Origin of the sequence: Methylomonas rivi (assembly GCF_024505165.1) — a bacterium.
Lineage (GTDB): Bacteria > Pseudomonadota > Gammaproteobacteria > Methylococcales > Methylomonadaceae > Methylomonas > Methylomonas rivi.
Genome location: NZ_JANIBK010000013.1, coordinates 20,553 through 46,603 on the forward strand (window position 1 = coordinate 20,553; position 26,051 = coordinate 46,603).

Sequence of the window (26,051 nt, forward strand, 5' to 3'; positions counted from 1 at the left end):
GATTAATTCATTTTGAGGTTTTTCCAGCGCCCGGCCACATATTCCAGGGCTTCCTGAATATTCAAGTCGCGGGTACCGCCGCCGGTACGGACGAAAAACTTGGGCGTATTCCCCTGGCTTAAAAATACCGGTCTGAGGGCAGGCGAGATAATAACCCGGCAGACGTCTTTGTGATCGATGACGTGAAACAATATATGCACATTGGCGCAAAGGTCGGCGCCCAGGTTGGCCGATATGGCGGTCATCAAGGTTTGCTCGAAACCGTCCTGATCGGGTCTTTTCAGGGTTTGATAGTCTTTTTCCAGGCCTATGATTTCGCCGTCGTCGCGCACGCCTATCAGCAAGGTACCGCCGAGATGGCTGTTCAGAAAACCGGCCAGGGTTTTCATCACCACGGCTTCCAGAGCGCGGTTGATGCGTTGCTCCTGCATATCCCAGCGCAACGAGGATTTGAATTCCAGCAGCGGCCCTTCGCCCTGGCGTATGATGGAGGGCAAGTCTTTGTCCAGCTCGGATTTCAGCGCATCCAGGTCCAGCAAGCGCTTGTGCAGCACGCGGTAAAAACCCAACGACAGCAAACCGAGTATGGCGCCGATTTCGGCGTAAAACAGAATGATGTTGTTCTGGTTGATCTGTCCCGTCATTATTTCCTTGAATTGCGTCAGCACGTATTCGACGGACGACAAGGGATCGGCGTTGTTTTCGCGGGAACTGATGTAATCGTAGCTGGGCGCCAGCAGAAAAATCCCCACGCCGGCACCGATCCACGCCGCTATGAAGTAGATTTTGATTTTTTGTTTCCAGATGGCGATGAGCTGCAGGAGGAAGCGTTTCATTCCTGGGATAATGCTAAAAACATAGCATTGTGGCCGAAGTAAGAATAATTAATGTGAATTTTGCCATTCGATATAGACCTTGGCTAATTTCTCCATATCCCTGTCGCTGGCTAGCAAATTAAGTCGGTAATGTTGGGCGGTTATAAAGTGAAGAAAATCGATAGCCGCACATTTTCCTTTTAAGCTTATTCCTTTCGATTGGCTGTATCTGGAAAGCTGGATGGCTTGGTCATAGATTTCTTGTGTAATATCTAAAATTCCAAAGCTTTCGAAGATGGTTTTAAGTTGTTGGAAATTTTTGCTGTTAGTCAGCTTAACAGTCCGTAATGTTTCCAAATAGACCAATCGGTTAATGAATATTTCGCTTTCTTCGTCTTCAAGTATAGGTCTCAGTTTGTCGATCGCTTCGGGTTTCTTTTTGTCGTAGGCATCTATAATCAAGTTGGTGTCGATGAAATACCTCATTAGTCTTCCTCTTGTAAATTATTTACAAGATCCAACAATGCAGTTTTGGCCTTTTTTTGTTTCTCTTTATCGACATGATTGATTTTTTCTTTGTTAAGATCGACATTGAAGAATTCTTTCACAATATCGTTTAAAAAATAGCTTTCAATATTGTCTACTGTTTTGGTTTTGACAAAATTCCCATCTCGAATCATCTCGTACCCTTCGCCGTTTTTTAAGCCGGACAATACTAAAGGCGAGTGAGTGGAAATGAAGAAAGTGGTATTCGGAAAAAACTCGCGTAGAACGCCGATAATTTTAGTTTGCCAACTGATATGCAAATGGGGTTCGATTTCGTCAATAAAAACGATGCCGTCTACTTCGTTAAGATTGGCTTGGTCTGTCCAACCGCTGTAACCGGCAATAATCTCCTGAAATATTTTAATTATCGAAATAAAACCGGTAGAGAGCTTGTCGAGTGGAGTATTGTTAATCAACAATTGCCCTTCGTAAAACATCAGTTTTAAAGATAAGCCGCCATCTTCGCGCCGATTGACTAAATCGAGTCCGGGCTCCAATCTATCCATAAGCTGAAGGACAGTAACGGCTTCCTGTTCCTTGTTTTGGTTTTTTAAAACGAAATTTGGGTTAATGATCAGACGGGAAGCAAACCAATCGGCGATTTCCTGTTGCTCCAAACCATCGCCATTCAGATAACTTAGCGTGCGTTCAAAACTATCGGTAAAACGATGTTCCTTGTCTGCTAGGATTTTTATGTTGTTACTATCTATGTTCTTAGAAAAGCCCCGATTCTTCGCGCCTATGAATACAATCGGTTTGTCGCAAACGAAAGAATATTGGGTAATACTGTCCGGGATGTGTTCGAAATCAGTAAATCCCCAGTTCTGATGGGCCTTATCTTTAATTTTAAACTTGTTGACTTCGACTTCTAAAGGTAGTTTTAGATTGTAGCCTTTTAGTTTGTCGTGTATATGTTTTTTGAGGAATAAATTCGCGTATTTGTGGTTTTTGTTTTCTGAAAACATGGCATGCGAATAAATCAGCGATTTCGCCATGTTTTCCAGAAGCTGGGTTTTACCTATGCCGTTTTTCCCGATAAAACAGTAAATCTGTTTGTTTGCTTCCAGGGCTATATCAAAATCAAAGCCTACGCCTAACCCTTCAGTTTTAAATGAGGTGATCATGATTTTCTTCCTTAAGCCCGATTAGAACAATTATGCCTGAATATAGATTAAGGATGCCGAGATAAGCTCAGTTTTTAGTTGGCCAAATTCACTCAACGCATTTATTGCTCTTCCAGCTTAGCCAAATCCCGCACCGCGCCTTTGTCGGCGGATGTCGCAAACATGGCATAGGCTTTCAGCGCCACCGAAACCTTGCGGGCGCGCGGCTTGGCGGGTTTCCAGCCTAGCTTTTCTTGCTCTGCGCGGCGTTGGGCCAGCTCTTCGTCGGACACCAAAACATCGATCGAGCGGTTGGGGATGTCGATGCGGATGCGGTCGCCGTTGCGAACCAGTCCGATCGCGCCACCCGCCGCCGCTTCCGGCGAACAGTGGCCGATCGACAGGCCGGAGGTGCCGCCGGAAAAGCGGCCATCGGTCAACAGCGCGCAGGCTTTGCCCAGGCCTTTGGATTTGATGTAGCTGGTCGGATACAGCATTTCCTGCATGCCGGGGCCGCCTTTTGGACCTTCATAACGCACCACCACCACGTCGCCGGCCTTGACTTTGTCGCCGAGAATATTCTCGACGGCCTCATCCTGCGACTCGACGACATGGGCGTTGCCTTCGAATACCAGCAAGCTGTCGTCGACGCCGGCGGTTTTTACCACGCAGCCGTCCAGCGCGATATTGCCGTGCAGCACCGCCAGGCCGCCTTCCTTGCTGAAGGCGTGATCGAAGGAACGGATGCAGCCTTCGGCGCGGTCAAGGTCGAGGCTCGGCCAGCGCGTGTTCTGACTAAAGGCCACCTGAGACGGAATGCCGGCGGGGCCGGCCATATAAAAGGTTTTGACCGCATCGCTGGGGTTGCTCATCACATCCCATTGCGCCAAGGCTTCGCCCAGGGTTTTGGCGTGGACGGTGGGCACGTCGGTATGCAGTTTGCCGGCTCGGTTAAGCTCTGCCAGAATCGCCATGATGCCGCCGGCGCGGTGCACGTCTTCGATGTGGTACTTGTTGGTGTTGGGCGCGACCTTGCACAACTGCGGTACGACTTTCGACATGCGGTCGATGTCAGCCATCGTGAAAGCGATGCCGGCCTCTTGAGCGATCGCCAGCAAGTGCAAAATGGTGTTGGTAGAGCCGCCCATGGCGATGTCCAACGCTATGGCGTTTTCGAAGGCTTTGAAGCCGACCGAACGAGGCAGTACCGATTCATCATTTTGCTCGTAATACTGTCTGGCCAGTTCGACGATGCGCCGGCCGGCTTGCTTGAACAATTGTTCGCGGTCGGCGTGGGTGGCGACCGCGGTGCCGTTGCCCGGCAACGACAGGCCCAGTGCTTCGGTCAGGCAGTTCATCGAGTTGGCGGTGAACATCCCGGAGCAGGAGCCGCAGGTCGGGCAGGCCGAGCGTTCGACTTCGGCCAAATCGCTGTCGGAGACTTTGCTGTCCGCCGCCATCACCATCGCGTCGATCAGGTCCAGCTTTTTGATTTCGTCCGATCCCGCCAGTTTGGTCTTGCCGGCCTCCATGGGGCCGCCCGATACGAAGATCACCGGAATATTGATGCGCATCGCCGCCATCAGCATGCCGGGCGTGATTTTGTCGCAATTGGAAATACACACCAGCGCATCGGCGCAGTGGGCATTGACCATGTACTCGACGCTGTCGGCAATCAGATCGCGGCTGGGCAAGCTATACAACATGCCGTCGTGGCCCATGGCAATGCCGTCGTCCACCGCGATGGTGTTGAATTCCTTCGCCACGCCACCCGCTTGTTCGATCTCGCGCGCCACCAGTTGGCCCAAGTCTTTCAAATGCACATGGCCTGGCACGAATTGGGTGAAGGAGTTGGCAATCGCGATAATCGGCTTATCGAAGTCGCCGTCTTTCATGCCGGTGGCGCGCCACAATGCGCGCGCGCCCGCCATGTTGCGGCCTTGAGTGGTGGTATGTGAACGATATGCAGGCATGGTAATTCCAACTGAAAGCAAAAGCGGCACTTAAACTGCCGCAGTGGAAAGGGTATCTTAACCGCGGGGCAAACCCGCGGTTAAATGCGTAAAAAACTAAAATGTATCCCAGCCGCTGGAGCGGCGGCGCCAACTGAGTTTAGGCAGGATGAAACCCAGCAGCACACCGAACAGCGACAAGCCGCCGCCATACAGAAACCAGTCCTGGTTGGTATTGTCGGTCAAGGCCTGATTTTCGCGTTTTAGCTGTTGCAGTTCTCGTTCAACGGTAATGACGCGCTCCTGTAATTGGTCGCGCTGTTGCTTGAGTTGAATGGCGTTGGCGGCCGTTTGTTTAAGCTCGTTAAGTTCAGCGTTTAGCCGGTCGCGTTCGCCGCTGATTTCCTGGCCGTTGGCCTGTGCGGTTTTAAGCGCCTTGTTTTCTTCCTGCAGGGCTTCCAATTTTTTGCTGGCGGCTTCCAGTTGGGTGCGGCTAATGGGTTCCCCGCTGATGTAACGGGTCAGAATATAGCCCTCCGAGCCATTCGCCGCTTGCACATAGGTGTAACCGTTTTCGGTGTTATCGCCCAATAAAGTAAGCGCCATGCCGTTCGGCAGCATTTTGACGATACGGCTGCGTTCGCTTTCTCCGCTACGCAACGGAATGTCGATGCTGTCGGTGACGTAACCGGTTCTGGCCTGTGCCAAGCTGCTGGTTGCAAGTAAAACAAGAAAACTGGCGATGGCTTTTTTCACGGCGGCGCTCTTCATCAACTAACTAAAAACCGGTAATTCTAGCGAAATTATCGGCGGATGAGAAATTCCAGCAGGGCTTTTTGCGCATGCAGGCGGTTCTCGGCCTCGTCGAAAACGACGCTTTGCGGGCCGTCTATGACTGCCGCGGCCACCTCTTCGCCCCGGTGCGCGGGCAGGCAATGCATGAACAGCGCTTCCGGATGGGCGGCTTGCATGACCTCTTGGCTGACCTGAAAATCCCGGAACGCATATTCGCGTTTCTTCTGCTCGCTTTCCTGGCCCATGCTGGCCCAAACGTCGGTTACCACCAAATCGGCATGTTGCGCCGCCAGAACCGGCGAATTAAAGAACGCCACTTTATCGGCGGCGGCTTCGACAATGCTTTGCACCGGGCCGTAATCGGCCGGGCTGGCAATATGCAGTTTAAAATCGAATTGGCGGGCGGCGTTGATATAGGAATGGCACATGTTATTGCCGTCGCCTATCCAGGCCACGGTTTTGCCGGCAATGTCGCCGCGATGCTCGAAATAAGTCTGCATGTCGGCCAGCAATTGGCAGGGGTGCAGCAAATCCGTCAGACCGTTAATGACGGGTACCCGCGAGTGCTTGGCAAAGGTGGTGACCGTGTCGTGTTCGTTGGTGCGCAGCATGATGCAATCCACCATGCTGGAGATGACCTTGGCGCTGTCTTCCAGCGGTTCGCCCCGGCCCAGCTGGGTGTCGCGCGGCGATAAAAATATCGCGCTGCCGCCGAATTGCGTCATCCCCGCTTCAAAGGAAATGCGGGTGCGGGTGGACGACTTTTCGAACACCATGGCCAGCACTTTGCCTTTAAGAGGTTGAAAATCGGGATCGCGGTGATTTTTTAACTGGATGGCGCGATGAATCAAATGCCGTAATTCGGCGCTGCTCAAGTCCAGCAAGCTGGTGAAGTGTCTGGGTTGCATAAGGGTACTAATAGCTGTGTTCTTTTATAAGTGCAGACAATGTTTCGGTGAGTAAATCGATCTGCGCGTCGTCGATCAGCAGCGGCGGCAGCAAGCGTATGGTGCTGTCGGCGGTAACATTGATCAACAAACCTTTTTCCAATGCCTTGCCCACCAGTTCGCCGCAAGGGGCGTCCAGCTCAATGCCGATCATCAGGCCTTGATGACGGATGGCGACGATATGCTGATTGCCTTCAAGTTGCCGGGCTATGGTATCGCAAATACGATTACCTTTTATATCGGCATCGGCTATCAGGCTGGTGTTGCCGAGTGTGTCGAGAACGGCGAGCGCCGCGCTACAGGCCAGCGGGTTGCCGCCGAAAGTGGAACCGTGATTGCCGGCCGTCAAAATTGTCGCCGCCTTGCCGTGCGCCATGCAGGCGCCTATGGGCACGCCGTTCCCCAGCGCTTTAGCCAGCGTGCAGACATCCGGCAGGATGCCGTTATGCTGATACGCCAAAAATCGGCCGGTACGGCCGATGCCGGTCTGGATTTCGTCCACCATCATCAGTAGTCGATGCTGGTCGCAGATGGCGCGAATTTGGTTCAGGTAATCGGCATCCGGAATGTTGACGCCGCCTTCGCCCTGGATGGGTTCCACCAAAATAGCCACTATATTTTTATCGGCGCGAATGGCTGTAAGGATGGCGTCGATATCGTTATAAGGCACATGGACGAAACCCGGCAGTAGCGGGCCGAAACCTTGCTTGACCTTGCTGTTGCCGGTCGCGCTTAATGCCCCCATGGTCCGGCCGTGAAAGCTTTTTTCCATGGTGACGACGACCGGGGCGGCGATGCCTTGTTCGTGGCCGTATTTGCGGGCAATTTTTATGGCGGCTTCGTTGGCTTCCGTGCCGGAGTTGCAAAAAAACACGTTGTCCATGCCGCTGAGTCGGCATAATGTGTCCGCCAATTCGGCCTGTAATTTTACGCCGTATAAATTGGAAGTGTGGATCAAGGTCTGGCTTTGCTTGCATAAAGCTTGATGCACGGCGGGGTGGGCATGACCGAGATTGCAAACCGCTATACCCGCCAAGGCATCCAGATAACGTTTGCCATTACTGTCCCAAAGCCACGCGCCGTCGCCGCGGTCGAAAGTAACTGCCTGCCGAGCATATGTAGGCATGATATGGGTTGTCATGTTGTTGAGACTTCGTAGGTTAAAAAAACGATCTGGATTAAAAAAAAGCCGCGATTATATTTTTTTGAGCCGGGGGAAGCAATATATAGTTTTTGAGGGAGGTAATCGTACCCAGAAAAACCACGATACGCATTGTTGGTCGGCTGGATATAGCATCATCTCCCACGAAAAATATATGTTACCCGCACTTCCCGCCATGAGCTATTATTATGGCGACCCGCTATCGAACCGGCTGATTGAAGTGTGACGTAGGCATATGGGAGAATTAAAGATGTTGGTATTTGGACCCGTACCATCCAGGCGTCTCGGCCGCAGCTTGGGCATCAATAATATTCCGCCGAAACACTGTTCCTATTCTTGTTTGTACTGTCAGGTGGGGCCGACTAAAGCCACGGAAATGCGTCCCGGCTATTTTTACAAGCCGGAAGTCATTTACGAAGCAGTGAGCCAACACCTGGAAAAACTTAAAGCGACGAATGAAACGGTCGATTATTTGACCTTCGTCCCCGATGGAGAACCCACCCTTGATGCCGGCCTTGGTAAAGCTATTGAGTTGTTGCGCGGACTGAACCTCAAAATTGCGGTGATTTCCAATGCCTCGCTGATCTGGCAACCTGAAGTCCGGGAAGTACTGAAGATGGCAGACTGGGTATCGCTGAAAGTGGACAGCGTCGACGCATCGACCTGGCGGACGATCAATCGACCCTGCGAGGGTCTCGAACTGGATATCATATTGTCGGGAATGCTGGCGTTTGCAAAGGAATTTAACGGGACGCTGGCGACCGAAACCATGCTACTCGAAGGCATCAATACCGAACACGACGCCGTGGTGCAATTGAGCGCTTTTTTGCAAACACTGGCGCCTAATAAAGTTTATCTCGCCATTCCCACCCGTCCCACGGCCGAAAACAATATTCGCGCGCCCGATGCGGCGACAGTCAATCGTGTTTACCAAACCTTGAACCAGAACATAACTGGCATCGAACTACTTACGGGCTACGAAGGCGACGCCTTCGCGTCGACCGGCAATTTTACCGACGATCTGCTGGCCATTACCGCCGTGCATCCGATGCGCAAAGATGCCGTGTTAGCGCTATTGGACAAAACAGGCGAAGACTGGGGGGCTGTTCAACTGTTGCTGGATCAAGGAAAACTGCGGGAAATCGAATACCAAGGCCATTATTTTTATCTGCGTATCGGGCATTAATCAGAGCCAGCAAATACCGCGACGTCGTAGCGTCTAAATAAAATTTCCCTGCTTGGCACCGGGTTGAACAAGTGCATCATATTGAGATAAAACTAATATTCATAGACACGGGCGGTATCCTGCCGAGCATACAGGATGGGCCGCCTTTTACGCGCAATGGAACAGGATGGCTCCAAAATGATTATCAAACTTTGCGATATGAAGGTAGGCGATCGGGGACGCGTCGCGGATTACGACAAGCGCTTTTTGCCCTACCGACAGAAGCTACTTTCGATGGGCTTGACGCCCGGCACGGAATTTCACGTCATACGTGTCGCGCCGCTGGGTGATCCGATTGAAATCAGGGTGCGTGGCACCGATCTCAGTTTACGCCGCGAGGAAGTGGCCGGCTTGAACATCAAACGCCTGGACAGCGTCACCGAAGTTTCAAAATCTGTAATGCGGCAGGCGGAATTCACTATCGCCATCATCGGCAATCCCAACTCCGGTAAAACCACGCTATTCAATGGCTTGACCGGCGCAAGGCAACATGTCGGCAACTGGGCGGGAGTGACCGTCGAACAGAAAACCGGCGCTTACAGCTACTGTAACAAAGTCATCAAAGTCGTCGACTTACCCGGGCTTTATTCGTTGGATGTCAGCGATACGGCCGGCGCACTGGACGAAAAAATCGCCCGGGACTACATGCTATCGCGGCAGGCGGACCTGCTCATCAACATTGTCGATACCTCGCATCTCGAGCGCAATCTATACCTGACCACGCAGCTCTTGGAAATGCGGCTGCCAATGCTGGTGGTGTTGAATAACATGGACGATGCAACGGGCTGCGACCTGAAAATCGACAGTGATGAAATCGGCCGGCGCCTCGAATGCCCCTTGGTTTCGCTGGTGGCCACCCGGGCCGATGATATCAGAGGATTGAAATCGAGCATTGATCGGCTGGTGGAACAGACAACATTGCCTACTTTCGCCATCGATTATCCTGAAGCGATTCAAACTGCGCTAGACCGGCTGACGCCACTGGTTGCACAACAATTGGATAATCGGTTTGGCGATGCCCGCTGGTTTGCCATCAAGCTATTGGAACAAGACGGCTTTGCGCTCAGCCATGGCCATCCACCATTGATCGAGACGGCGGCAAAGCTGCGACGTGAAATAGAAGCGGATACCGGCGATGAAATCGATATAGCCATTGTGGACGGCCGTTATGGCTTTATCAATCTTTTGGTGCGGGAAACGCTTTGCCGGCAATCGGAAATCGGCCGCGAGCTGTCCGATAAAATCGACAGCGTGATGTTGAATCGGTTTCTCGGCATTCCGATCTTCTTCGGCATGATGTATTTGATGTTCACCTTCACGATCAAACTCGGCCGCGCCTTCAAGCCGTTTTTCAACGATATCGCCCAGGCGCTATTCATCGACGGTACGGCCTATTCGTTGGCGCTGCTCGATAGCCCGCCCTGGCTGATCATGCTGATCGCTCAAGGCATCGGCAACGGCATTCGCGAAGTGGCGGCATTCGTGCCGATTCTAGGCTTTCTGTATCTGTTTATCTCGGTGCTGGAAGAGTCCGGCTACATGGCCCGGGCGACCTTTGCGATGGATCGTTTGATGCGCGCGTTGGGCTTACCCGGCAAGGCCTTTGTGCCGATGATTCTGGGTTTCGGCTGCAACGTGCCGGCGATGCTGGCGACCCGCACATTGGAGAATCCGCGCGACCGCTTGTTGAGCATCCTGCTCAATCCCTTCATGACCTGCGGTGCGCGTCTGGCGGTATTCACCTTGTTCGCCGCGGCGTTTTTCCCGGACAACGGCGGCATGATCGTTTTTCTGCTTTATCTGATAGGCGTGGTATTCGCCGCGCTGACGGCCTTGCTGCTGAAGAACACCTTTTTGAAAGAGGAGTTTTCATTGGTATTGATGGAAATCCCCAACTACCATGTGCCCAAGCTGAAAAATGTACTGATCAACACCTGGACCCGGGTCAAGACTTTTGTGGTGCGGGTCGGAAAAATCATCATCACGATGGTCCTGATATTGAACATCCTCAGTGCGCTGGGGACGGACGGCTCATTCAAAGCCAATAATATCGAGCATTCGGTGCTCAGCGCCGCCGGGCGAGCCGTGACGCCGGTAATGGCGCCGCTGGGTATCCGCGAAGACAATTGGCCGGCAACGGTTGCGTTGTTTACCGGTATTTTGCATAAGGTCGTCGCGATCAGTACGCTGAAAACGATATACGCCGATGCCGATCAACCGGCGTTACCTCAACAAAAGCCGGACTTTGATTTGAATAACTCGGTCAAGCGCGCCTTGATGACCATTCCGATGGGCCTGAAAAAAATGTTCGGCATAGCACCCGCTAACCAACCGGCTGGCCAGGATAGTTTTGTCGCCGCGCTGCATGCGCATTTTGATGGGCAAATCGGCGCTTTTGCCTATCTGTTGTTCATCCTGTTGTATTTTCCGTGCATCGCCACCACGGCCGCCGCTTATAGAGAATCCAGCCTGGGCTGGTCGGCATTCATGCTAGTCTGGTCCACAGGGCTGGCCTATTTGACCGCGACATTGTTTTATCAACTGGCGACCTATGACCAGCATCCGGGAACATCGTTAGCCTGGGTGAGCGGCATTGCGGTTATCGCCGCCGCCGTGGTGTTGGCATTTCGGTACTGGGGCAAACGTCGGCCAAACGCTCCGTCGGCCATTTAACAGAGGAATTAACCATGCCTTATAAAATCCACTTCGACAGAATCGACGCCGAGCTGCTGAAAATCAGCCCAAGCGGCGACATCATGCTGCTGCGCGTGTTGGCCGCCGTGATTCCGGTGGTCCTGTTCGGCCTGGATGCGCTTTATGACTTGCCGGTTTTGTTTTGGCTGGGCATACCGTTTTATCTGTTCTGTCTGGCGATTTATCTGCAGGCTTTGTTAAAAACCCTCCTGTTCATGCGCAAGGTGTCGGCGGAACTGCTGATCGTTTTGGTGATGACGGTGACGCTGATCGACGGCGCGCCGTTAAGCGGAGCCATGGTGGCCTGGTTCATTGGTTTGGGCTTATACATCTCGTTTACGATCATCCGCAAAAACCGGGAAAAAATCGAGAGTCTGATTCAGGAGGGCAAAAAAACCGCGAACGTGCTGCAAAACCAGGAAGTCAGGGAAATACCCATCAACCAAATCCGGCAACACGATGTGGTGATTATTCCAAAAGGCGCGATGGTGCCCATCGACGGCACCATCATCGAAGGCGAATCGTCCATAGACGAATCGACGATTACCGGCGAACCGTTCCCCGTCTATAAACAAGCCGGCGCCGGCGTCACCTCCGGCACGCTGAATCTGACCGGTCCATTGCAGGTCAGAGCCGACAAAAACGGCGACGACTCGTTTCTGTCGGTGATTACCCAGGAAATCGAAAAAAGCCTGCTGAACAAATCGGATTTGCAGCGGCGCGCCGATACCACAGTGCAGATTCTGCTGCTGTCGGTCACGGCTTATGCATTTATGCTATTTTTTATCACCGGCAGCCTGCATCTGATGGCGACCGCGCTGGCGGTGGTCTGCCCCTGTGCCTGGGCGCTGGCGACGCCGACCGCGTTCGCCGCCAACATCGGCCGTCTGTCCCGCGCCAATATTCTGGCCCGAGGCGGCGAACCCTTGGAAAACATGCAGGACATCAAAACCCTGATTCTGGATAAAACCGGCACGGTTACCCTGGCCGAACCCGAGGTCAGCCAAGTCATCGAGCTCGGCATGCCGCGGCAACAACTGCTGGAACTGGCCGCATCGATTGAATCCCGCTTCGATCACCCGATCGCCCGCTCGATTATCAACTATGCAAAAGCGCAAGGCGTAAGCCGTTTCCTGCCGGTCGAGCAGGCCGAGGATCTGCCGGGCCGCGGCATCAAGGCCCGTGTCGGACAACAGGATATTTTGATGGGCAGCGCCGAAACACTGAGTCTTCAGGATATTGAACTGCCAGCCATCGACTATACCGGCCGCGCGATCTGGCTGGCCGTCGATAGAGAAGTCCAAGGCGTCATCGTCATTCGCGACATCATGTTGTCGGAAATGCAAGGCTTGGCCGACACCATCCGTGCTTGCGGCATCGAAACAGTCATTCTGGCGACCGGCGACAACGAAGAGCGAGAAGCGAAACGGGTGGCCGACTATATCAACGCCGACGAATACTATTTCAATTGTAAGCCGGAGGACAAAACCGCGCTGGTCAAAAAGTTTCAGGCCCAGGGTAAAGTCGCAATGGTCGGCGACGGCGTCAACGACGCACCGTCACTGGCCGCCGCCAATGTCGGCATCGCCATCGGCGGGCACAAGAATGTCAATTTGGCGATTATTTCCTCGGATGTGGTGATTCTCGGTCACGATGCCCAGGATCTGGTCACCATTTTGCGGCTCAGTCATAAAATGGGCGGGATTATTCAACAAAATTATCTATGGGCGGTCGGTTTCAACAGCATCGGCCTGGCGCTGGCGACATTCGGCCTGCTCAATCCCATCGTTGCCGCCTTACTGCATCACTTCAGCTCGGTATTCGTGGTCGTCAATGCCGGCCGGCTGTATTTTACGGGGATCGAACAATCCATCATTGGCCCTGTGTTCAGAAAATTGGATGAGCTGACCGACAGAAAACGGCTGTGCCGGGATGACTCCGCAGTAGCCGATTCCGAACTTGCCGCCGAAACAGTCGCGGAACCAGAGTCCTGATCGTATGCCGCTATTGCAGATACGCCACGCCGATTTTCTGGTAGGTCAAAAAAAGATACTCGACGATCTGAATTTTGCTCTCGAAGAAGGCGATGTGCATGCGCTGATCGGCACCAACGGCACCGGCAAGAGCACATTAGCCCGATTGATCATCGGCAACGAAGACTATAGCCTGTCTTCCGGGCAAATCCTTTTCGACGGTCAGGACATAGGACAACGGAGCCTATACCAGCGCGCCCAAGCCGGCATGACGATGGTCTGGCAGGAGCCGGCTTTGTTCGAAGGAATCTCGGTGCGCGACTATTTGAGTCTCGGCCACAGCTTGGCTAATTTGTCTGACTGCCTGGCACAGGTCGGGCTGGCTCCGGACGACTATCTGGACAGACTACTGGACAAATCGATGAGCGGCGGCGAACGGAAACGCATCGAACTGGCGGCTATGCTGGCGTTGCGGCCCAGGCTTTGTATTCTGGATGAACCCGTTGCAGGCATCGATTTGATCTCCATTGACAACATCCTGCGGGTGATCAACCGGATCAAACAAAATGGCTCATCGATTCTGTTAATCACTCACCAGGAAGACGTCGCCGGCATCGCCGATCAAGCGTCGCTACTGTGTGGGGGCAAAATCATCTTGACCGGATCGCCCGACAGGGTCGTTAGTCAATATAAATCCCGGCATTGTCTGATTTGTAACGGCCAGGAGTGCGGTTATGCCGCTGCGTGATCAGTTTTTTCCGTTATTGAATGCGGCCGGTATCGATAGCGACGTGCTGGCTGATCCCAATACCGCGCATATCGTTGCCGATGGACAAACGTTGGTGAGTCGGCAAACAATTCCGGGACTAACCCTAAACATTGATGAACGCGGCGACCTGACGATTGCCGAAATCAACATTACCCGCGATAGCCGGATTACCCAACCTGTTCATCTTTGCTTCGGCTTGCTACAAGGACTAGGCAGCCAGCACTTCAGAATCCATATCCATCTGGAATCCGGCGCCAAGGCCCAATTTATCGCCCATGGCTTGTTCGCCAACGCGACTATCGTCAAGCACAGCATGGAAAAAACCATAGCAATTGACGAAGGAGCGGAGCTACATTTCATGGACGGCCATATTCACGGCGTGTCTGGCGGAATGGAAGTAAAAACGACTGGGAAGGTAAGCGTCGGCAAGCATGCGCGCTACAGTGGCGATTTTTCATTAACGGCTGGTCGGGTCGGCAAGCTCGATTTTGACGAATCGGTTCAGGCCGACGACTATGCGGTAGTCGAACTGGTCTCCCGCATTTTCGGGCACGAGAACGATCTGATCAAAATCAACGAAGCCGTCAACCTGAATGGCCGCTTTTCCCGCAGCATGATCAAAAGCCGAGTCGCATTGGAAGGCGAAGCCCGAGCGGACATCGTCGGCATTACCGAAGGCCGAGCCGAAGGCGCGCGAGGCCATATGGATTGCATGGAAATCATCAAGGACCAAGCAATCGGGCAATCGACGCCCATCGTCAAAGTCAGTCATCCGCTAGCAAAGATCACCCACGAAGCCGCTATCGGCACCGTCGATAAAAAACAAATGGAGACCTTGATCGCCCACGGCCTTTCCCCCGAACAGGCTACGGATATGATCGTGTTGGGCATGTTGCGCTAATCTAACAATTAGGCAGACTCACTTGAATTGTTACGCTATCATGGCCTCGAATGATCGACATCAGGTGATGTGATACTTGCCCAAATTTTTTCGCATAAAACCGAACCGGGGTATAAATCGAATGCTACTTTGGATAATCGGCTTCAGTATCCTGGGCAGCTTAGGCGCCATCGCCGGAGCCGCCCTGTTTCTGTTTTTTCCGGACGGCATACGCAAAATTCTGCTTCCCTGTCTGATCAGTTATGCCACCGGCACCTTACTCGGCGCGGCGTTTCTGGGCATGATTCCGTCCGGACTCGAACAAGCACCGGCGAACCTAATCATGGCCACAGTCTTGGCCGGAATGGTACTGTTTTTCGTGTTGGAAAAACTCGTCATTTGGCGCCATTGCCACCAAGCAGACTGTGAAATACACGGACGCGCCGCCCCATTGATTTTGATTGGCGATGCCTTCCACAACTTTGTGGATGGCGTGGTGATTGCCGCGGCATTCCTTAATTCCGTTCCGCTGGGTATCGCTACGGCCTTGGCGGTGATCGCCCACGAGGTGCCGCAGGAGGTCGGCGACTTCGCCATTTTGCTCGACAGTGGTTACAGTCGGTCCAGGGCGCTACTGCTGAACGGACTGTCATCCAGCACCACGCTGCCCGGTGCGTTGATCGCCTATTTCTGGCTGGGGGGAACCCGCGAAGCGGTACCTTATATTTTGGCGGTATCCGCCGCCAGTTTCATTTATATCGCGGCGGCCGACCTGATTCCGGCCCTCAACCGGCAGGTAACGCTGGCTGCCTCGGTGCGGCAGTTTGTGTTGCTGCTGGCGGGCATCGGGACCATCGCTTTGTTTCATTTAGGAGCTTGAGCCATGACCACTCTAACCGAAACCGAAATCAGCGCGCTTAACGAAGCGCTCGACGACGAATATCGCGCCTTCGCGACTTACGAACAAGTGCTTGCCGATTTCGGCGAGGCGCAACCGTTCAACAACATTCGCGACGCCGAAGCGAGGCACATCGAGGCATTGCATTCGCTGTTTGCCCGTTACGGTCTGTCGATACCCGAGAATCCCTGGCCGGGCACAGTAGATAGATACACCAGCCTGCAAGCCGCTTGCGAGGCGGGTGTCACCGCCGAGGTCGCCAATGCCGAAATCTATCAGCGCTTGTTGCAATCGACCGAGCGCCCGGACATCCTGACGGTGTTCCGCAATCTGCACGATGCATCGCAGCAGCGTCACTTGCCGGCATTTCAGCGCTGCGCGCAAGGTTCCGCGGGTGGTGGCGGGCACCGCGGCAGACACAGAGGCGGCCATGAATAAGTTCACCGATTACCGTTTTCGACGGACTAAGTGTCATGCCTAGAGTTGCGCCGTTCGAAGCGCATCATCAGCGCTATGAGGCGTGGTTCGGAAAACACGAAGCCGCCTATATCTCGGAGCTCTTGGCATTGCGCCCATTCGTGCCCTGGAAAGGCAAAGGTCTCGAGATCGGGGTCGGCAGCGGCCGCTTCGCCGCGCCATTGGGAGTGCAAGTGGGCGTTGATCCATCCCCTGCCATGCTGGTTCATGCCGCCGCGCGAGGCATAGCAGTCGTCGAAGGGGTGGCCGAAAATCTGCCTTTCGCAGCCGGCAGTTTCGATTATGCGTTAGTGGTCACCACGATCTGCTTTGTGGATTCCGCGGCGAAGATGCTGGCCGAGGCGCACAGGGTACTTAAGCCGGGCGGGCGTCTGGTGATCGGCTTTATAGACCGGGAAAGCGACTTGGGACAAGACTATTTGCTCCATCAAGCCGAGAGCGTGTTTTACCGCGAGGCCACGTTCTTTTCGGCTGACGAGGTGGATAGGCTTCTTCTGAAAAGTGGTTTCTCGATTGACGGCTGGGGGCAAACGCTGTCTCATCCTCTTGCTGAAATTCGGGAGATCGAGACTTTGCGTGCCGGACATGGGCGTGGGGCATTTGTTGTCATGGCGGCAAGCAAAGGGATTTGATCGGCATACCCCGTCAGACGAAGCATGGGAGCTTATTCGACTGATCGCATGGACTGACTCTAATAAATACCGTTCGCCTTTTGAAGCCGAAAAACGAACGGTATCCTTGCAATTCAACGTCTCATTATTGTTGTAGGCGATAGACGTATTCCGTCAGCGCTAAAATTCGGCTGCGAGCCGCCGACTCTCTATCCTGCTCGGGATAGTTGTCGAAATACAATGATGTCTGGTTGTTAAAGGCATTTCCCCAAATGGGCATGTCGCGCGGCCCGTGAGCCGCAACTTCCTGCCGGCCGTCTATGATTTGAAAGACTTTGTCGAATGGAAACACGCCTTTATTATTTTTGGCGAGTACCGTCAGGTTGGGTACCGGCCTAGCCAACAACGATTTCAGCGGGCCATCGTCGCCCTTGCCGGTCAGCCCATGGCAAACGGCGCAAGCTGAATCGTATTCCCTTTTGCCGATATCCACTTTATCCGCCTGTACATTGGCGGACATACCGATCAGCATGACGCCAATCGGTGCTAATAAGACCCCTCGGAATTTTGTAGAAATCTTCATATTGCCTCCAAAAATGGTATTGAATAATAAGCGGATAGCTCTCTTCCCATACTATACGCTTGGTTGAGAAATCAGCCGTACCTGGAAATAGGCGATCAACTTGCCGCCTAAATCGAAAAAATTTCGCGCACCCACGCGATATCCCGTGCCAACAGTTCCGGATCGGCATCCCGGATACCTTTAAAGGGAATCTCAATCCGCCTGTTCCGAAGTTCGTCCTGAAGTTCCCGCATCAATACGCCCGAATTAGGCGATAGCTTGCTGTTTTCGCAATGAATCGCACATCCCGGACTTTTAGGATTGCCGCCCAGGATGGCTAATATCCGATACCCTTGGTCCGTGTAATCTTCGATTCGATTTACGATATCCATGCTGATTTTTCTGCAACAGTCGCGGCCTGCATCGGTATCGAGCGCGTCCCTTAAGGATTGCCCGGGTTGCCGTTTTCTTGCCGGCCCCAAAAAACGAATTTCAGGGCAAGGTATTTGCAATATGCCGACGTTATATTCGTTGCATAGGCTAAGAATAGGCCAGTTCATCGCCGGAAAGATCGCAGCGCCGGCATCGCGCGCATTTTGATTGATAATGCATTCAATCACGGCGACGAAGCGCTTGCTTCGCTTATCGTAAGTCCGTGTAAGTCCCATTCGCTCGAATAGCTTTTTAGAGAGAAGTTTGAGCATCGCAACGTCCAGTCCTACGGTAAAGGATAATCCTGGCGATTCCGGCCGCATAACACTTACGGGTGCTTATGCCCGTGTTCGTGCGGTTCGAAAGGCTCGGTTTTCAGGGTGCCGTTTAAAAAATCCTTTACGGCTTGATCCGGATCAGTTTCCTTGGTCAACACCGCCTGGATGTTTTTCTGTTGTAAACGGCGCGCCAAGCCGGTGCCCATGCCGCCGGCAATCAACACCTGCACGTCATCCAACGGCGACGGCTCCCAGGGTGATGAATCATGGAAAGATTGCTCTTTGGGTAATTCCAGCATTTCCTTTCCGGCAATCGCATCGTTCTCTATGCTGTAAATCCAGAATTTACGGCATCGGCCGGTATGGCCGGTGATTTCTTTTCGGTTCTGACTGGCGACGGCAATTTTCATGACAATTCTCGATCATTAAGCGCTACAACCAAACGCGATTTACACATAGTTGGGCGGCAACAGCGGCTCTATGCCTTCGAATTCGGCGCTCGGGTGATGTTTGATAATTAACTGCCTGATGGCATCGATGCGCTGTTTTGCAATATCGATCATAACCAGCAGCTGGCCGTTTTCTATGGCGTCGGCATAATCCTTGACTCTGGAATTGCCTACCTGCAGACCGGCCAAACCGCTCATCATCGCGCCTATGGTGGCCCCGTAAAATAACACCCCCAGCACGGGGCCGCCGGCAATGGCAAAGCCGGCAAAGCGCAAAGCCACCAGCCCGGCCAACAAACCTGTGGCGCCGCCGAGCGCGGCACCGCGTTCGACTGCCGGGATAAAATCGGTTTTCTCGAAGACCGACGCTTCCGGCATATCGCCCAGCGGCGTATCGCGTTTGGCTAAAACATGAATATGCCGGTCTTCAAACCCTTCCGCCCGTAACTCATCGACAATTTTATGCGTCGTTTCGAGGTCGGGGACTAAAAAATAGATTCTTCTCATGATCTTCTCCTGATTGGGCGGTTTCCGAGCCTGTAGCTCGGGAAAACCGCGTTATTGGATGTCCTCAGCCGTTAACCGCGCGAGCGATTTACCTTTGTATTCGCCGGTCAAGGTCCGTAAAAAGGCCGCCATCTTGACGATTTCATCGTTGCTGAAGTTTTTGCCGAGTTGGACCTCGCCCATGATCCGAATCGCATCGGCAAGACTGGCAACCGAACCGTCGTGGAAATATGGGTAGGTCAATTCGATATTGCGTAATACCGGCACCTTGAAGAAATGACGGTCTTTTTCCTGTTTGGTGACATTGAAACGGCCATTGTCGGCTTCAGTCAATGCCCCACCCCGCAGTTTAAAATAATCCCGCTTGACGCCCATTCTTTCATAAGACAAGCCGCCCAACGCAGGACCGGCGTGGCAAGAGGCACAGTTTGTCTTGAACAACTCGTAGCCTTGTATTTCGTCGCTAGTCAGGATGGATGCATTTCCGCGCAGATATTGGTCGAAGCGGGAATTGCCGGTGACCAGCGATTGTTCAAACACGGCAATCGCATCGGTGACGGTAGTTTTGTTCAGGCCCTGCGTGGGATAGAGCTTGGCAAAAGCCTCTTGGTATTCGGTTACCTGCTTGAGTTTTTCGACAACTTCATCCCAATGCGCGCCCATTTCCACCGGATTGACAACCGGGCCGGCCGCTTGTTCCTGCAAGTCCTTGGCGCGGCCGTCCCAGAACTGGGCAAGGTTGTACATTGCGTTGTAGACGGTCGGCGAATTGATCGGTCCCTGTTGTCCACGTATGCCGGTGGCGACCTTGGCCTGGTCGGTGCCGCCACGGGTCAAGTCGTGACAGGATGCGCAGTTTAAGCTGTTATCACCGGACAACAGGCGATCATGGAACAGTTTGTCGCCCAAGGAGACTTTGTCAGCATCGAGTTCAACCTGTAGTGGCAAGGGTGGTATCGGTTCGCCTTTAAACTCGGCGGCGGCGTCCCGGCTCCAAGGCAATTTGGCCCGTTCCTCGGCGATCCAGGCGAGCAGGGTATTCTTTTCGTCGGCGCTCAAACTGTCGGTCCAGTGCATCGCCAGATATTGCGCCGGCGGCATGCTGCCGTTTCGAACCACATGTTCCATGCGGGCAAGCATCAAAGGTGTAAAGGCTTCCTCGCCGCTAAATAATGTTTTCGACAGACTGAGTCTGGCGCTGCCCTGTTCCATGTCTTGTTCCATCAACTGTTTGGCGACGGGGAATTCGGCATAAAACGGCTTTCTAAGCATGCCGGACGCATGGCAATCGACGCATTTATCCTGCATGATTCGCGAAACCTCGGCAAAATTTTCGGAACGGTTCGGAATCACGGCAATTGCTTCGTTTTTACCCTGCAAACCGAGCAGATTGGATAGTGGGAAAAATAGAATAACGGCTAGCAGGGGAAGTAAAAATAAGGATAATTTATTCATGCGTTGACTCCCGTGAGTTATTAAGTGCATCGCACAATTCGGGTTAGCAGGCTAAGCCAGCTACAGACGCTTTTGGTCAACTGATGTTTTTGAAAGGTAGCATATCGATCCGCGGATAACAAACTTATCGGCGTGCAAAAAACAAGCTGCAATGCAACGCCCAGCGGAGGCGGCCGCTCCCCAGGTATGCGGCCGGAGAACAGGCCTATGCGTCAGGACCGGCGCGGGTACGGTTGAGGCGTTCGAGGATTTTCAAGCACCGCTTCTTGTTAGAATCTTGGAAAACCGAAGCGGCCGCGATAGCGTGTTGTCGAGTCGATACCGGGAAATTCGGGACTGTTAGGCGGCTATCTCGGCCGGCTTAACTGGATGAGGTTGTTTTGGCCGTTAATAATTCACTGCTTCCGGAACCGCTTATCTTTCCCAGCGCCTTTTCCAAGGCGGCATCCTGTTCGTAGATGTCCCGGTAAAAATGAATCCGGTTATCGCGGTCGACAAAAGATGTGCTGTAAAAAAACAGTACCGGAATGGGTTTTTTCAAGGTGACGCGGCGGGTCTTGGAACCCGACATGGCTTCTTGAATGGCTGTCACATCCCAGGTGGACTCGGGTTGGTTGGTTAACACAAACTCGGCCAATTTTTCCGCTTCCGCGACTCTGACGCAGCCATGGCTGAAATCGCGCCGGCTGCGGCTGAACAGGCTAGGGGTCGAGGTGTCGTGCAGATAGACATCTTCCTTGTTGGGAAAAATAAACTTGACCTTGCCCAGCGGATTTTTCTTGCCAGGCTTTTGCCGGGCCCGTACTCGCCCGCGGCGGATATCGTCGAAAACGCTGTCCCAAGAGCCCGCGCTGTCGGATGCATAACGCTGGACCAACTCAATATCCTGGCTTTGCAGGTAACTAAAGTCGTTATACAGCTTGGGCAGGATTTCCTTATCCATAATGTTCTTCGGGATATTCCAATAAGGCATGAATTCCAGATATTTCATTTCTTCGAATAAAACCGGGGTCTGGTTTTTTAGCGCCTTGCCCACGATGACTTTCATATTCAATATGTCGGTATCTTCGGGAGAATTGAAGGCCCACAGCTGAAAAGCCGGGATGTTGACGATAATCATCGGACCGGCAATGTCGTCCGGCAACCAGCGCAGCCTTTCCATGGCCAGTTCGATTTGCAGGATTTTTTGCCCCAAGGACTGATTGAGCCGGTCGGCGGTTTCCTGACCGATAATGGCGTCCGCTTTCAAGCCGTTTTCGCGTTGAAAGGTTTTCACGCCTTCCTGCAAGGTAGGGGTATAGCTTTTTTCCGCGGCGCCGTCCGGGGCCCGTTCGGGCAGAGCGCCCAGGGCAATCAGGCGCTGATGCAGCGCGGCCAGTTGGGGGTGGCTGTCTCCGGGACGCAACAGTTTTGGAAAAACCAGCGCTTGATATTCCGATTCGGCGGGTGCTTTACGGTAAGCGGCCAATACGCGTTTCAATTGCTCGTATTGTTTGAACTTGGGTTGCAATTGTTGCGGTAATGCCGACAGCGTCAGGTTGTCCAGGGCTTGTTTAATCAGGGCCGGCATATCGGCGGAGGTTTTGCTGCCGAATGGGGTGGGATAGCTCAGTTGTTGCGGGTTGACCCGGCCATGATGCAAATCGTTGGTAAAACGCAACAGGGCGATGGACAGCGCGGTATCGAATTCGGCCAGCTCTTTTACCGCTGTTTGCGGAATCGACAGAGCCATTTGTAAATTCGCCTTCAATACATCCGCATCGTAGTCGTTCGGATTCAGGCCGTCGGAGCCGGCATTGCCCAGTATTGCCAGGGCCTGATCGATATTGGCTTTTGAACGCTTTTCACCCAGCCATAACAGTTGGTTATTATTTTTTTGATAAAGATTGCCCAGCAGTTCGGCGTCATTGGAGAAATCGGGCCTGGTCAATAAAGCATTCTGTTTGCCCGCGATCAAGGCCGCGATGGCCGTGCCGGCATCGAGAGGGTAACTGGTTTCCTCGGCGGTGGCGGTGGGTTGGGCCGAAAAAAATAAAAACAATACAACCGGTAGCATCAGGCCAACGTTGATGGATAGTTTTTTTAAGCCGGTAGTATTCATAGGGTTCTATAGTATAGACGCGGTGCACTTTGAAACTTAAAGGTAAAGCACATGGTTAATTGATTGCGGTCAGAATATCCCGGCCTTTATACAACAATTTTTGTCCGGCGGAATAAAAACAGTAAAACTGCATGCATTCCGCGTGCTTTTCATATATCGGCCCATGGCGGCATTGCTTGAGGCGCTTCGAATCGGATCATCCACTTACGCCAAGGTTCAGTGATGGGATGGCAGATCGCTGAGATTATGCCCGCAATGTTTGCAGTAATTGGCGTCGACGTCATGGCCGATACTGCCGCAATCCGGACATGGCTCGTTCGAGAAATTGGTTTGGCCGGCGGTTTTAATCAATTCCGCGCCGTAGATACCGGTGGGGACGGCGATGATGCCGTAACCCATGACCATGATGAAGGAAGCCGTAATTTGCCCCAGCGGCGTTTGCGGAGCAATGTCGCCGTAGCCTACCGTGGTCAACGTAACGATGGCCCAATACATGCTGACGGGTATGGAGGTATATCCGGCCGCCTTGCCTTCTATCACGTACATCAGGGCCCCGGAAATTACCACCAGCGTTAATACCGTGTAAAGAAATACCAGTATTTTTTTGCGCGAGTTGTATAGCGCGGTTTTGAGCAGGTTGGCTTCGTTGAGATAAACCGAAAGCTTCAGGATCCGGAAAATACGCAGCAAACGTAAAATACGCACCACGCTGGTGTATTGCACGCCCGGCAAAACCAAGCCGATATAACTGGGCAAAATGGATAATAAATCCACTATCCCGTAAAAACTGCGTATATATAGCCAAGGATGCCGTACGCACAATAAACGTAACACATATTCCAGACTGAACAAGAGCGTAAACAGCCATTCCAATCGGTCCAGAAATTTGGCATGCCGGTCGTGAAAGTCCTCAACGCTGTCGACGATGACGACCAGCGTGCTGAGCGCGATCAATACGATCAAAACCAGATCGAAATTACGCCCGGCGGCCGTTTCGGAGCCGAAAATCACTTCATTCAGCTTTTCCCGCCAGGGTGCCAGGCCATGGCCTTCATTGATGACGGATTTTCTATAAATCGGTTTCATGTTGCCCATTAATTTAAGTGTTGGCTTTCCAGCGTCGATACAGCAGACTCGATACCCATCCGGTTTGCAAAAGCGCGCAGAGCAAGGCGCCGCCGGCCGAGTCCGCCCACAGCGGAAAAAACAGCGCCGCCAGGCCGTTTTGGCCCAGGGCGTTAAAAATACCCGGCAGGATGCCGTACAGTAATACGGCGAACAGCAAGGTCATGCTTAAGGCCCGTTGCGGATTTTTGCCGTAACAAAAATAAATATAGATGCCGCAATCGCGCAATAAAATCAACACCATCGCCAACGGATAAAAATGAAAGCGCAAACTGAATTCGCGCAATGGGTGTTCGGACAAGCTCAACACCCACGCGGCCGGCAACAATAACAGGAAAGACAGCCACCAGATCGGTAATTCTTCGCTACCTCGGCGCCAGTTGCGCTCGGCAAAGTAAGTCAACAGGCGTTTGATGCGCATGGCGTCGTTGCTTTCGACCAATACGCCCACATAGGTCAATGTGCCGCAAACCGCGAATGCCGCCAACCAGAACGCATAAGCCGAACCGGGCATAAAGCCGCCGACATAAATCATCAAAAACACACTAAATCCCAGCCATACCCAGGGTGTTGCCCGCAAGCCCAATTCCAGCGACATTAAGCGGTAATTGCCCACGGCGCACCAAAATAGCGCCAGTAACAAACTGACTTGATGAAAATCGCCACTGCTGAAACGCATTTCGTACCAATGCGTAGTCGAGTCCGGTAAAGCATACGAGGTCAGATTCGACACGTCCGACAGCCAGGGGGCAATCGATAAAAAGCCGATAACGGCAAGCAGGAAAATCGAGCCGCTTTTGGTTTGTCCCCGCCGTACCGCAAGCAGGCCTAGCAACAGGCTGCCGCTTTGCACCAAAAGCGCCGCGCAAATACTGTAAAAAATCAACAGGGGCAGGGCGGCGTAATCGTCAATGGCCAAGCCGTATGCGAATAGGCACAGTAAACCGGCGTACCAAACCATCACAGTGCTGCCGAACAATTTTCCCCACGCCATTTCCCAGGGCCCCAACGCCGACAGGCGCTGGATGTCCCAAGTGCGGTCCCGGTATTCCTCGACGATGCTGTCGACCGCTTGCCGCGCGCCCCATAACAGGGTGATCAGCATGAATAAGCTCAAGGCGGCCTTTGCCGTGGCATTGCCCAGCCGATAGCCGTCGATAAAATAACTGAAGGTGAAGATGATGCCCAAAACCGCGGGAATACCGATCAAGCGGGCTTGCGAGCATTCCAGATAAAGCTGGCGTTGAAATTCCGGATTCAAATTCATGGGCGTTGCCTGATGGTCTGTAGATAGGCGTCCTGCAAGTTGCTGGCGGCGGGGGCGAATTCGCAAACCGGTAAATTCAACGCCAACAAGGCTTTTAATACCGCGTGCTGATGTTGAGTGTCGGTTGATAGCCGGATCAGCGCCAGACGATCGTGTTCGGTTTTCAATAGTTCGATATCCGGTAATTGTGTCAATATGTCAGCCAAATTCGGCACCGCTTGCGCCAGTAATAATTTAAACGGTTTATGGTGTTGGGGCGTTTTTACGGCGACCTGCTCGACCAAGCGGCCTTTTCGCAGTACCAGCATGTCGGTGCAATAGGCCTCCAGTTCGGCCAGTATGTGGGAGGAGACCAGCAGCGTCATGCCTTGGCGTTGCAGGTCCAGGAACAGCTCGGCCAACTCATGGCGGGCCTCCGGATCCAGTCCGGATGCCGGTTCGTCCAGCAAAACCAAGCTGGGTTTATGAATAATGGCTTGGGCGATGGCCACCCGCTGCCGCAAGCCGCGCGACAACTCGTCCGGCCGCATTTCCAGGCGGTCTTCGATATGCAGGCGGCGGCAAACCTCGGTTATCGCCGCCGGGCAATCGCCATCGGCTATGCCTTGGGCGCGCGCGACGAAATGCAAGCATTGCCGTACCGTTAGCCGTTGGTAAAGCCCGAAAAAATCCGAAAGATAACCGATAATCCGGTGGCATTCGCGAGGTTGCTCCAAAACATCGATATCCTCGATGGTAATGGTGCCGCCGACCGGCCTATCCAGCGCCGCCATGCAGCGCAGCAAGGTGGTTTTTCCGGCGCCGTTGGGGCCGACCAAGGCCGTGATGCTGCCTTGATTAATCTGAAACGACACGTTATCCAGCGCCCTGAGCCCCGGGTATTCAAAAATCAGTTTATCGACCGTGATCATGTAGGCTCGCCTTATTGGGTTTGCCGGGCATTGTAGCCAACAATAGCGATAGCGGCTAACCTCGCACCATTATCGGTCTTTAAATGGCTGGCTTGGTGCAAAATTTCAGCTTATGCT

At 53.1% G+C, this 26,051-nt stretch carries 24 protein-coding genes; 8 read left to right on the top strand and 16 right to left on the bottom strand.

Features of this window, described 5'->3' with window-relative positions; genetic code table 11:
• Window positions 1-2: 2 nt before the first annotated feature.
• The 7 genes from NP596_RS04290 to NP596_RS04320 all read right to left on the bottom strand — a co-directional run bounded on the left by NP596_RS04290 (window position 3) and on the right by NP596_RS04320 (window position 7,299).
• The gene (locus tag NP596_RS04290; RefSeq protein ID WP_256614014.1) at window positions 3-836 is read right to left on the bottom strand and encodes an AlbA family DNA-binding domain-containing protein; all 834 of its coding nucleotides are present in this window, start codon (window positions 834-836) and stop codon (window positions 3-5) included.
• 48 nt (window positions 837-884) lie between these two features.
• Window positions 885-1,301, bottom strand: coding sequence for a type II toxin-antitoxin system VapC family toxin (locus tag NP596_RS04295; protein ID WP_256614015.1), 417 nt, complete (start codon window positions 1,299-1,301; stop codon window positions 885-887).
• Window positions 1,301-2,485, bottom strand: coding sequence for an AAA family ATPase (locus NP596_RS04300; protein WP_256614016.1), 1,185 nt, complete (start codon window positions 2,483-2,485; stop codon window positions 1,301-1,303). The genes NP596_RS04295 and NP596_RS04300 overlap by 1 nt, the downstream gene beginning before the upstream one ends.
• Before the next feature lie 101 nt (window positions 2,486-2,586).
• Entirely contained in the window at window positions 2,587-4,437 is a 1,851-nt protein-coding gene (ilvD, locus tag NP596_RS04305; RefSeq protein WP_256614017.1) for a dihydroxy-acid dehydratase, read from the bottom strand.
• A gap of 96 nt (window positions 4,438-4,533) precedes the next feature.
• Window positions 4,534-5,172, bottom strand: a complete 639-nt coding sequence (locus NP596_RS04310) for a TIGR04211 family SH3 domain-containing protein (RefSeq protein WP_371927900.1) — start codon at window positions 5,170-5,172, stop codon at window positions 4,534-4,536.
• A 47-nt stretch (window positions 5,173-5,219) separates the two neighbouring features.
• Window positions 5,220-6,119 (bottom strand): ornithine carbamoyltransferase, encoded by a 900-nt coding sequence (gene argF / locus NP596_RS04315; RefSeq protein WP_256614019.1) that lies wholly within the window; start codon window positions 6,117-6,119, stop codon window positions 5,220-5,222.
• A gap of 7 nt (window positions 6,120-6,126) precedes the next feature.
• A complete protein-coding gene (locus NP596_RS04320) occupies window positions 6,127-7,299 on the bottom strand; it encodes an acetylornithine transaminase (protein ID WP_256614022.1) in 1,173 nt (390 codons plus the stop codon).
• 271 nt (window positions 7,300-7,570) lie between these two features.
• Here NP596_RS04320 and NP596_RS04325 point away from each other — a divergent pair, with 271 nt between their 5' ends.
• The 8 genes from NP596_RS04325 to NP596_RS04360 all read left to right on the top strand — a co-directional run bounded on the left by NP596_RS04325 (window position 7,571) and on the right by NP596_RS04360 (window position 16,868).
• Window positions 7,571-8,506, top strand: a complete 936-nt coding sequence (locus tag NP596_RS04325; protein WP_256614023.1) for a radical SAM protein — start codon at window positions 7,571-7,573, stop codon at window positions 8,504-8,506.
• Between the two features lie 198 nt (window positions 8,507-8,704).
• Window positions 8,705-11,218: a Fe(2+) transporter permease subunit FeoB gene (gene feoB / locus NP596_RS04330; protein ID WP_256614024.1), complete on the top strand. Its 2,514-nt coding sequence runs from the start codon at window positions 8,705-8,707 to the stop codon at window positions 11,216-11,218.
• Between the two features lie 14 nt (window positions 11,219-11,232).
• Window positions 11,233-13,233 (top strand): heavy metal translocating P-type ATPase, encoded by a 2,001-nt coding sequence (locus tag NP596_RS04335; protein WP_256614025.1) that lies wholly within the window; start codon window positions 11,233-11,235, stop codon window positions 13,231-13,233.
• A gap of 4 nt (window positions 13,234-13,237) precedes the next feature.
• On the top strand, window positions 13,238-13,960 hold the full coding sequence (locus NP596_RS04340) for an ATP-binding cassette domain-containing protein (RefSeq protein WP_256614026.1): 723 nt from the start codon (window positions 13,238-13,240) through the stop codon (window positions 13,958-13,960).
• Window positions 13,947-14,882: a SufB/SufD family protein gene (locus NP596_RS04345; protein WP_256614027.1), complete on the top strand. Its 936-nt coding sequence runs from the start codon at window positions 13,947-13,949 to the stop codon at window positions 14,880-14,882. Before NP596_RS04340 ends, NP596_RS04345 begins: the two co-directional genes overlap by 14 nt.
• 121 nt (window positions 14,883-15,003) lie before the next feature.
• Complete coding sequence (locus NP596_RS04350; RefSeq protein WP_256614028.1) at window positions 15,004-15,741, top strand: ZIP family metal transporter; 738 nt, start codon at window positions 15,004-15,006, stop codon at window positions 15,739-15,741.
• A 3-nt stretch (window positions 15,742-15,744) separates the two neighbouring features.
• A complete protein-coding gene (locus tag NP596_RS04355) occupies window positions 15,745-16,197 on the top strand; it encodes a ferritin-like domain-containing protein (protein WP_256614029.1) in 453 nt (150 codons plus the stop codon).
• A gap of 35 nt (window positions 16,198-16,232) precedes the next feature.
• Window positions 16,233-16,868, top strand: coding sequence for a class I SAM-dependent methyltransferase (locus NP596_RS04360; RefSeq protein ID WP_256614030.1), 636 nt, complete (start codon window positions 16,233-16,235; stop codon window positions 16,866-16,868).
• Between the two features lie 124 nt (window positions 16,869-16,992).
• Here NP596_RS04360 and NP596_RS04365 read toward each other — a convergent pair whose 3' ends face one another.
• From NP596_RS04365 to NP596_RS04405, 9 genes are all read right to left on the bottom strand, one after another.
• Window positions 16,993-17,430: a c-type cytochrome gene (locus NP596_RS04365; protein ID WP_256614031.1), complete on the bottom strand. Its 438-nt coding sequence runs from the start codon at window positions 17,428-17,430 to the stop codon at window positions 16,993-16,995.
• Window positions 17,431-17,537: 107 nt separating this feature from the next.
• Window positions 17,538-18,029 (bottom strand): hypothetical protein, encoded by a 492-nt coding sequence (locus NP596_RS04370; protein ID WP_256614032.1) that lies wholly within the window; start codon window positions 18,027-18,029, stop codon window positions 17,538-17,540.
• 140 nt (window positions 18,030-18,169) lie between these two features.
• Window positions 18,170-18,529, bottom strand: a complete 360-nt coding sequence (locus tag NP596_RS04375; protein WP_256614033.1) for a NifB/NifX family molybdenum-iron cluster-binding protein — start codon at window positions 18,527-18,529, stop codon at window positions 18,170-18,172.
• 39 nt (window positions 18,530-18,568) lie between these two features.
• Entirely contained in the window at window positions 18,569-19,075 is a 507-nt protein-coding gene (locus tag NP596_RS04380) for a general stress protein (RefSeq protein WP_256614035.1), read from the bottom strand.
• A gap of 51 nt (window positions 19,076-19,126) precedes the next feature.
• Entirely contained in the window at window positions 19,127-20,530 is a 1,404-nt protein-coding gene (locus NP596_RS04385) for a cytochrome c peroxidase (protein WP_256614036.1), read from the bottom strand.
• A 361-nt stretch (window positions 20,531-20,891) separates the two neighbouring features.
• Window positions 20,892-22,631, bottom strand: coding sequence for a L,D-transpeptidase family protein (locus NP596_RS04390; protein ID WP_256614037.1), 1,740 nt, complete (start codon window positions 22,629-22,631; stop codon window positions 20,892-20,894).
• 216 nt (window positions 22,632-22,847) lie between these two features.
• Window positions 22,848-23,717: an ion transporter gene (locus NP596_RS04395; protein WP_256614038.1), complete on the bottom strand. Its 870-nt coding sequence runs from the start codon at window positions 23,715-23,717 to the stop codon at window positions 22,848-22,850.
• 13 nt (window positions 23,718-23,730) lie between these two features.
• The gene (locus NP596_RS04400) at window positions 23,731-25,023 is read right to left on the bottom strand and encodes an ABC transporter permease (RefSeq protein ID WP_256614039.1); all 1,293 of its coding nucleotides are present in this window, start codon (window positions 25,021-25,023) and stop codon (window positions 23,731-23,733) included.
• On the bottom strand, window positions 25,020-25,934 hold the full coding sequence (locus tag NP596_RS04405; protein WP_256614040.1) for an ABC transporter ATP-binding protein: 915 nt from the start codon (window positions 25,932-25,934) through the stop codon (window positions 25,020-25,022). The genes NP596_RS04400 and NP596_RS04405 overlap by 4 nt, the downstream gene beginning before the upstream one ends.
• Between the last annotated feature and the right edge of the window lie 117 nt (window positions 25,935-26,051).